Origin of the sequence: Mesorhizobium sp. M2D.F.Ca.ET.226.01.1.1 (genome assembly GCF_004022705.2) — a bacterium.
GTDB lineage: Bacteria > Pseudomonadota > Alphaproteobacteria > Rhizobiales > Rhizobiaceae > Mesorhizobium.
Genome location: NZ_RZOY02000017.1, coordinates 82,543 through 90,959, shown reverse-complemented (window position 1 = coordinate 90,959; position 8,417 = coordinate 82,543). Strand labels below are relative to the sequence as shown.

The window sequence follows — 8,417 nt, the reverse complement described above, 5'->3', positions numbered from 1 at the left end:
CGTGGGCCGTCGAGATCGTGATGCCGCGCGCCTTCTCTTCCGGCGCCGCGTCGATCTGGTCATAGCGCTTGTATTCGCCAAAATACTTCGTGATCGCCGCCGTCAGCGACGTCTTGCCATGATCGACGTGGCCGATCGTGCCAATGTTCACATGCGGCTTGGTGCGCTCGAATTTACCTTTTGCCATAGTCTCTTTCCTTGGACGGCCTTGACCTTCAGTTCAGTCGAATGCGGGGCGATTAGCGACAACGGCCGAAAAACACAAGTGCCTTGTGGCTGAGCGGATTCCCGCTCGACCCGAACCAATGGTCGATTTCAGGGGGATGTGGAGCGGATATAGGGCCGCCGCGCGTAAAATCAAAGGCTCCAGGCTGGCCCATTGCCGCCGCGACATGGCTCTGATCTTGTTCGCCGCATGCAGTTCATTCCAGCCAATATCCGCGGCCCACTGTTCATGGTCGTCTCGACGGGGTCCTACCTCGTCAACGACACGATGATGAAGCTCGCGACCGCCGGGCTGCCGCCTTATGAAGTGCTCCTGCTGCGGGGTGCCGCCGCGACGCTGTGGGGCGTGCCGCTGCTGCTGATGCTGGGCTATGCCAGGCAGATCCCTCTGCTCTTCGAGCGCAAGGTGCTGCGCCGCAACCTGTTCGAGCTGCTGGCGATCCTGTGCTACGTCGTCGCCCTGGCCAACATGCAGATCGCGGACTCCACCGCGCTCGGGCAGATCACGCCGCTCATCGTGCTGGTCGGATCCTCGATGCTGTTCGGCGAAAACATCGGCGCCACGCGCTTGTTGCTGATCGGCCTTGGCTTCGTCGGAGCGCTCATGGTGGCGCAGCCGACCATCCAGGGAATTTCGGTCTATGCGCTGCTGGCGCTCGGCAACGCCGCCTTCGCGGCGGTGCGCGACATAGCCGGCCGCAAGGTGGGGGGCGAGGTGCCCGGCATGATCGTGGCCATCTCCGCCGTCCTGGTGGTGTTGGCCGGCTCAGGTGCCGCGCATCTTGTGACCGAGCAATGGGTGATGCCCGAAGGCCGCCATCTGCTGCTGATCGCTGGTGCCGGCCTGTTCCTGATCTTCGGCCATTTCTTCATCTTCATGGCCTACCGTGTAGGGCCGACAAGCGCGGTGGCACCCTTCTATTACAGCTTCACCGTCTGGGCTGTCATTTCGGGGCTGCTGGTGTTCGGGCAGTTCCCGAACGCGCTCGCCGTCTGCGGCATCCTGCTGGTCATGGCCAGCGGTCTGGCGATCGTCTCGCTCGACGAAAGGCGCCGGCGCATGGCGATCGTCGCCTGAATCCGCTCGATCCAAAATTGGCCTAGCGCGTTTCACCGTTTCGTGGAAACGGCGAAACGCCCTATCTATTTGTTTTTACGCAATTCCGGACGGAAAACCGCTCACACTTTTTCTGGAATTGCTTTAGTGACCCACCCGCATTGCCAGCGGGCGCCTGGCCAGGAAATCCCTGAGGTTGCGCAGCGTGCGCGGGTATACGAGGCGGCCGTCGCGAGGCACGGTGAAATCGCACGCGACGTGGAGCGAGGAAGGGTCCTCAGGAGCGCCCTTGGGGATTCCTCCCCATTCTGCCGGGTCGTAGTAGTCGACGAGGAACGCATAGTCGTATCGGCAAAAGCGCATCGCTTTCGCCAGCGCGACCGGCGACAGGTCGGCCGGGCTGATCCTGTTCCTTGCTGACTGCAGCCTTGGCATCGAGATTTTCCTGCCGCTGACCGACGACAGGAATGCCTCGACCTTGTCCATCTCCTCGAACCTGAAGACGTGCTCGAACAGGAAAAGGCTGGAGCCGACAAAATGGCGCGGCGATGCGACGTGGAATCGGATCTCCCACGAGCACGCGCTATATTTTTCGACGTTGAGGATGAAGGTATCGAGGTCCGGATCGGTCGGCAGGCCGAAAGCCTCGAGCATTTCGGCCTTTGCCGATGACCGCGTCAGAACGTTGATGTCCAGTATTCTGCTCGAATAGGCCGAGAGAAGCCGCTCCAGCGGATCACGGACGATGGTGAACTTGCCGCCCAGCCCGTCATAGACCGGCACAAACGGATCGACCCAGCTGGTGAAGAGATGACCGTGGACCTCATTGTCCGGATCGGCGAGAGCGGCTTGCCCGCCGCCAAGCGCCATCAGCGCGTATTTGACGCTGCTGGTGCCGCTTTTCGGGACAGGATAGTAGGTGACGGGAAGTCCTTGAATCTGGACCGCCGTTGCAGATGTGCCTCGCGCCGACCCAGCGCCAATGCGCCGCGCGATCACGCGCGGGGACCGGCGCGAACCCAATGATCGCCCCGCGGCCTGCCGGGGCCGCGGACTTTCTCGTCGATAGCTTTACAGCGACCGCTTGCCGCTGATCTGGTGATAGGCCCAGAGCACGACGACCGAACCGATGACGGCAACGATCAGGCTCCAGATGTTGAGGCCTGTGACGCCGGCCGACCCGAAGGCACTAAAGATGACGCCGCCAACGACGGCGCCGACAATGCCGAGCACGATATCCATGATCATGCCCTGGCCGGTCTTGTTGACGATCTTGCTGCCGATGAAGCCGGCGACAAGGCCGAGAATGATCCAGCTGATGATGCCCATAATTCCCTCCAAATCCCCCCGCCATCCATCATGTTCATATGATTGTCAAAAGCTCAAGACAGCTTGAAATTTCGCCTGTTTGCGCCATTCTGGCGCCGGGCGGACTTGGTTGGACAAGGAGATCCACGATGGGCCTTTTCGACAATGCAGTTCCGGGCGGCAACATCACCAAACCCCTGATGATCGCGCTTGGCGCGCTTTTGGTCGGCAAGATGCTGAGCGGCCGAAGCGAGGAACCGGCCGCGCCGCAAGCTCCTGCGCCGACTCCTGCCGACACCGGCGCTTCGGCCGATGGCGGCCTCCTCGGCGGGCTCGGCGGCCTGCTCGACAAGCTGAAGGATGCCGGCCAGGGCAATGTCGCCGACTCCTGGGTCGGCACCGGCCAGAACCAGCCGATCAATCCGGGTGACCTCGGCTCGGCGCTCGGACCGGCAGTGATCCGCGAGATCGCGCAGCGCGCCGGCATGAACGAGCAGGAACTGCTGCAGCAACTCTCCACTGCGCTGCCCGGCATCGTCGACAAGCTGACGCCGAACGGCCAGATCCCGCAGAACCATCAGGTCGCCTCAGCCTTCAACAGCTGAGCGCAAGGCAATCGAACACGCCGCGCGCCACGGTGCGCGGCGTTTTGCTTGGGGCATCCGAGCAAGAAAATCTGGAGCGGGTAGCGGGAATCGAACCCGCATATTCAGCTTGGAAGGCTGCTGCTCTACCACTGAGCTATACCCGCGCCTTACACTGAAGTACCGGATTCACCCGAAAAGCGCCATGCACTTTTCGGTCCGAGACTTTTCGTTTCAGGGCTTCCGGGCCGGCAGTGGTGGAGAGGGTTGGATTCGAACCAACGTAGGCTAAGCCAACGGATTTACAGTCCGTCCCCTTTAACCACTCGGGCACCTCTCCAGTCTGCCGCCGGAGCCATGCAACGAGGCATTTTCGCCGATCCGGAGCCCGAGTAAATATCTTCTCCGAAATCAGCGAAGCGCCTTATGGCGGCAAGGCCGGTGGGTGTCAACCGGCGCGGCCAGGGTTTTTCGAAGATGTTCGGCATTCATTGCCGCAGGCCGTATCCTTAGCCGGGCGGGGCCGCTATAGAGGCCGCATGAGCGACGAAAAAAGCAACAAGCTGGGCACGCGCAAGGACACCCATTACGCCAAGCTGCGGCGCGCCCATCGCGATCAGAAGGCGGGCGGGCCGCCGGCGTTCCGGCCGCGCCAGCCGGTACCGCCGGGCGAAGCGCCGGGCGACGGGTTGGTGCGGCTTTACGGCCTGCACACGGTGCGGGCCGCGCTCGACAATCCGCGGCGCAAGATCAAAAAGATGCTGGTGACCCGCAACGCCGCCGAGCGGCTTTCGATCGGCGATCTTGCCGCCCTGCCCTTCAAGGCCGAGATGGTCGAGCCGAAGGATATCGACCGGATCACCGGCTCGGACGCAGTGCATCAGGGCGCGCTGATCGAGGCCGAACCGCTCAAGCCGAAGCGTCTCGACGCGCTCGGCGACACAAGGCTGGTGCTGGTGCTCGACCAGGTGACGGACCCCCACAATGTCGGCGCGATCCTGCGCTCGGCGGTCGCTTTCGGCGCCGGCGCGCTGATCACCACGGCGCGGCACAGCCCGCAGGAATCGGGGGTGCTGGCCAAATCCGCGTCCGGCGCGCTGGAACACATCGATCAGATCGAGGTGAAGAGCCTCGCCGATGCGCTGGGTCAACTGCATGAGGCCGGATTCCAGACCATCGGGCTCGATTCCGAAGGGCCGGTCGAGCTGGAAAAGACCTTCGACGGCGCAAAGATCGCACTGGTGCTCGGCGCCGAGGGCAAGGGCCTGCGCCAGAAGACGCGCGAGACGGTGACCGCGCTTGCCCGCCTCGACATGCCCGGCGCCATCCACTCGCTCAACGTGTCGAATGCGGCGGCGGTGAGCCTTTACGCGGCGAAGAAGTTTTTGGGTAAGGGAGTAGGGGAATAGGGCAGTAGGGGATGGTCAGCCGCAGCAAGCCTTCCCTACTCCCTTACTGCCCTACTCCCTTACTCCCCTAAATTATGCCCTGCCATCCGCTCCAGCGCCCTGACCAGCGCCGAGTGATCCTCCTTGGCACCGCCATTGGCGGCGCAGGAATTGAACAGCTGCTGCGTGGTCGAGGTGTTGGGCAGCGAGACGCCGAGCGCCTTCGCGCCTTCGAGCGCCAGGTTGAGGTCCTTCTGGTGCAATTCGATGCGGAAGCCCGGCGCAAAAGTGCGCTTGATCATGCGCTCGCCATGCACTTCGAGGATGCGCGAGGCGGCGAGCCCGCCCATCAGCGCCTGCCTGACTTTTGCAGGATCGGCGCCGGCCTTCGAGGCGAAAACCAGGGCTTCGCCGACGGCTTCGATGGTGAGCGCCACGACGATCTGGTTGGCGACCTTGGTGGTCTGGCCGACGCTGTTCGGTCCAACCAGCGTGATGTTCTTGCCCATCTTCTCGAACACCGGCCTGGCGCGCTCGAAGGCCTTGTCCTGGCCACCGACCATGATGGTGAGCGAGGCCGCCTTGGCGCCGACCTCGCCCCCTGATACCGGCGCATCGAGATAGTCGCAGCCGAGATCGTTGATCTTTTTTGCGAACTCCTTGGTGGCGATTGGCGAGATCGAGCTCATGTCGACGACGAGCTTGCCCTTGGAGAGACCAGAAGCGACGCCGTTCTCGCCGAACAGCACGTCGGCTACCTGCGGCGTGTCCGGCACCATGGTGATGATGATGTCGGCGGCCCCGGCGACCGCATTGTGGCCGGTGACGGTCTTCAGCCCCTTGGTGACGAGATCGGCCGGGGGTTTGGAGCGATGGTCGCTGGCGACGACTGCATAGCCGGCGTCCAGCAGATGCCCCGCCATCGGCGCGCCCATGATGCCGAGGCCGATGAAGCCGATGGTTTCCATTGTTTTGCTCCTGAACGTCTTTGTTCGAAATTGTCGGAGATAGACGCCGCCCTCTCACCGCCTGCCGGCACCTTCACCCCGTATAGAGACGGGGAGAAGGAAGCTCTCAGGCCGCCGCGCTCCCTTGCCCGGCGAATTCGCGGAACCAACCCAGCCCAGCCTCCGTGCCGGCTTTCGGCTTGTATTCGGCGCCGATCCAGCCGGAGTAGCCCTGCCGGTCGATATGGTCGTAGAGGAACGGATAGTTGATCTCGCCCGTCCCCGGCTCGTGACGGCCGGGATTGTCCGCAAGCTGGATATGCGCGATGCGGCCGAGGTTCGCCTCGATGGTACGGGCGAGATCCCCCTCCATGATCTGCATGTGGTAGATGTCGTATTGCAGGAACAGGTTCTTCGAACCGATACGATCGATCAGCGCCAAGGCCTGGTCGGAGTAATTCAGGAAGAAGCCGGGGATGTCGCGGGTGTTGATCGGCTCGATCAGCAGCCTGATGCCGGCCTGTTCCAGTTTTTCCGCCGCGAAGGCCAGGTTTTCGGCAAAGACGTTTTCCAACACCATGCGATCGGCGCCCTGCGGCGCGATGCCGGCAAGGCAGTTGACCTGCTCGCAGCCCAGCGCATGCGCATAGTTGATCGCTTTGGCGACGCCCTGCCGGAACTCCGGCCCGCGATCGGGCAGCACGGCGATGCCGCGCTCGCCCTTGCCCCAGTCGCCTACCGGCAGGTTGAAGAGAACCTGGGTCAAGCCGTTCTTCTTCAGGCGCGCCGCGACAACGTCTGGCGCGTGATCATAGGGACCGATATATTCGACGCCCTTGAAGCCTGCGCGGGCAGCCGCATCGAAACGATCGAGGAACTCGTGCTCGCCGAAGAGCATGGAAAGATTGGCTGAAAAACGCGGCATTCTTTTTCTCCTTCTTTCTGCCGGACCTAATCCAACATCATAATGGCTGTGGGAGCATCCTCATTGCGTTCGGCAAGTTCCTCGAACTCGGTGATCTTGTCGATTTCCGTGCCCATGGAAATGTTGGTGACGCGCTCGAGGATGAATTCGAGAACGACTGGAACCTGATGCTCCTTCATCAGCCGCTGCGCCTCCTTGAAGGCGCCGGCGAATTCCTCGGGCTTCTTCACGCGGACCGCCTTGCCGCCCATCGCCTCGGCGACGGCGACATGGTCGACGCCGTAGCCGGCCTCAGGATCGCCTGCACGGTTGACGTTCTCGAAGGCGAGGCTCACCTCGTAATCCATCGAAAAGCCGCGCTGCGCCTGGCGAATGAGACCGAGATAGGCGTTGTTCACGACGACATGGATGTAGGGCAGCTTGTGCTGCGCGCCGACGGCCAGTTCCTCGATCATGAACTGGAAGTCGTAGTCGCCGGAGAGTGCCACGATATCCCGGTCGGGATCCGCAGCGCGCACGCCTAGCGCCGCCGGCAGCGTCCAGCCGAGGGGGCCGGCCTGGCCGCAATTGATCCAGTTGCGCGGCTTGTAGACATGCAGGAACTGCGCGCCGGCGATTTGCGACAGGCCGATCGTGGTGACATAGGTGGTGTCGCGCGCAAAGGCCTTGTTCATCTCCTCATAGACGCGCTGCGGCTTCAGCGGCACCTGCTCGAAATGCGTCTTGCGCTTCATCGTCTTCTTGCGCTGCTGGCACTCCTTCGCCCAGCCCGACCAGTCTCGCAGTTTGCCGGCCGTGCGCCATTCGGTGGCGACGTCGAGCAGGATCTTCAGCGCAGCACCGGCATCCGAGACGAGGCCGAGATCCGGCGCGAAGACGCGGCCGATCTGGGTGGGCTCGATGTCGACATGGATGAATTTCTTCCCCTTGGTGTACACGTCCACCGAGCCGGTGTGGCGATTGGCCCAGCGGTTGCCGATGCCGAAGACGAAGTCGGCGGCAAGCATCGTCGCATTGCCGTAGCGGTGCGAGGTCTGCAGCCCACACATGCCGGCCATCAGCCGGTGGTCGTCGGGGATCGAACCCCAGCCCATCAGCGTCGGGATGACCGGGACGCCTGTAACTTCGGCGAACTCGATCAAAAGGTCAGATGCATCTGCGTTGATGATGCCGCCGCCGGCGACGATCAGCGGCCTTTCCGCTTCGTTGAGCATCGAAAGCGCCTTCTCGGCCTGGGCGCGCGTCATTGCCGGCTTGAACGGAGCGAGCGGCTCATAGGCGTCGATGTCGAATTCGATCTCGGCGAGCTGAACATCGATTGGCAGGTCGATCAGCACCGGGCCCGGCCGCGAGGAGCGCATCAGGTGGAACGCCTTCTGCAGCGCCATCGGCACCAGATAAGGCTCCATGACGGTGACCGCCCATTTGGCGATGGGTGCCGCGATCGAGGCGATGTCGACCGCCTGGAAATCCTCCTTGTTGAGGCGCGCGCGGGGAGCTTGTCCAGTTATGCACAAGATCGGGATGGAGTCGGCCGAGGCCGAATAGAGTCCGGTGATCATGTCGGTGCCGGCTGGACCGGAGGTGCCGATGCAGAGGCCGATATTGCAGGCCTTGGCCCGCGTATAGCCTTCGGCCATATGCGAGGCGCCCTCGACATGGCGCGCAAGCACATGGCGGATGGTGCCGCGCGCCTTCAGCGCCGAATAAAGCGGGTTGATCGCCGCGCCCGGCACGCCGAAGGCATTCGTGATGCCTTCCTTTTCGAGAACGAGAACTGCAGCGTCGACAGCGCGCATCTTGGCCATGGGAAGCCTCCATTTCGTTGGTTGGCTTGATAATGACTGCGCGTCTTCGAATTTTCAATTTTTTCAGAATATTTTTTCATTTCTAGAAAACGGCTCTTATTAACTGAATTCACTTCGTTTTTCGTTTTCCACAAAATCGGCCTCGACAACCACTGAAAAACTTTTTCATTGCATC

9 protein-coding genes and 2 tRNA genes are annotated in these 8,417 nt (G+C 62.4%); 3 read left to right on the top strand and 8 right to left on the bottom strand.

Annotated features, from left to right (window positions below; translation table 11 throughout):
• Nucleotides 1–187 (bottom strand): GTP-binding protein (locus EN869_RS30195; protein WP_245512380.1); only part of this gene is annotated, 187 nt, incomplete at its 3' end.
• Between the two features lie 228 nt (nucleotides 188–415).
• Between EN869_RS30195 and EN869_RS30190 the strand changes: the two genes are divergently transcribed.
• The gene (locus EN869_RS30190) at nucleotides 416–1,303 is read left to right on the top strand and encodes a DMT family transporter (protein WP_127230185.1); all 888 of its coding nucleotides are present in this window, start codon (nucleotides 416–418) and stop codon (nucleotides 1,301–1,303) included.
• A gap of 123 nt (nucleotides 1,304–1,426) precedes the next feature.
• On the opposite strand, the gene EN869_RS30185 is transcribed toward EN869_RS30190, so the two are convergent.
• The gene (locus EN869_RS30185; protein ID WP_167507081.1) at nucleotides 1,427–2,281 is read right to left on the bottom strand and encodes a sulfotransferase family 2 domain-containing protein; all 855 of its coding nucleotides are present in this window, start codon (nucleotides 2,279–2,281) and stop codon (nucleotides 1,427–1,429) included.
• A 72-nt stretch (nucleotides 2,282–2,353) separates the two neighbouring features.
• Nucleotides 2,354–2,611: a GlsB/YeaQ/YmgE family stress response membrane protein gene (locus tag EN869_RS30180; protein WP_127230183.1), complete on the bottom strand. Its 258-nt coding sequence runs from the start codon at nucleotides 2,609–2,611 to the stop codon at nucleotides 2,354–2,356.
• A gap of 128 nt (nucleotides 2,612–2,739) precedes the next feature.
• On the opposite strand from EN869_RS30180, the gene EN869_RS30175 reads away from it, so the two are divergent.
• On the top strand, nucleotides 2,740–3,195 hold the full coding sequence (locus tag EN869_RS30175) for a YidB family protein (RefSeq protein WP_127230182.1): 456 nt from the start codon (nucleotides 2,740–2,742) through the stop codon (nucleotides 3,193–3,195).
• Between the two features lie 72 nt (nucleotides 3,196–3,267).
• On the opposite strand, the gene EN869_RS30170 is transcribed toward EN869_RS30175, so the two are convergent.
• A tRNA-Gly gene (locus tag EN869_RS30170) sits at nucleotides 3,268–3,341 on the bottom strand.
• A gap of 88 nt (nucleotides 3,342–3,429) precedes the next feature.
• Nucleotides 3,430–3,514: transfer RNA gene (locus tag EN869_RS30165), tRNA-Tyr, on the bottom strand.
• A 199-nt stretch (nucleotides 3,515–3,713) separates the two neighbouring features.
• On the opposite strand from EN869_RS30165, the gene EN869_RS30160 reads away from it, so the two are divergent.
• On the top strand, nucleotides 3,714–4,583 hold the full coding sequence (locus EN869_RS30160) for an RNA methyltransferase (protein WP_127230181.1): 870 nt from the start codon (nucleotides 3,714–3,716) through the stop codon (nucleotides 4,581–4,583).
• 59 nt (nucleotides 4,584–4,642) lie between these two features.
• Here EN869_RS30160 and EN869_RS30155 read toward each other — a convergent pair whose 3' ends face one another.
• The 3 genes from EN869_RS30155 to gcl all read right to left on the bottom strand — a co-directional run bounded on the left by EN869_RS30155 (nucleotide 4,643) and on the right by gcl (nucleotide 8,242).
• Nucleotides 4,643–5,530, bottom strand: a complete 888-nt coding sequence (locus EN869_RS30155; RefSeq protein ID WP_127230180.1) for a 2-hydroxy-3-oxopropionate reductase — start codon at nucleotides 5,528–5,530, stop codon at nucleotides 4,643–4,645.
• A 106-nt stretch (nucleotides 5,531–5,636) separates the two neighbouring features.
• Nucleotides 5,637–6,434, bottom strand: coding sequence for a 2-oxo-tetronate isomerase (gene otnI, locus EN869_RS30150; protein ID WP_127230179.1), 798 nt, complete (start codon nucleotides 6,432–6,434; stop codon nucleotides 5,637–5,639).
• A 26-nt stretch (nucleotides 6,435–6,460) separates the two neighbouring features.
• Nucleotides 6,461–8,242, bottom strand: coding sequence for a glyoxylate carboligase (gcl, locus tag EN869_RS30145; RefSeq protein ID WP_127230178.1), 1,782 nt, complete (start codon nucleotides 8,240–8,242; stop codon nucleotides 6,461–6,463).
• Nucleotides 8,243–8,417: the final 175 nt, after the last annotated feature.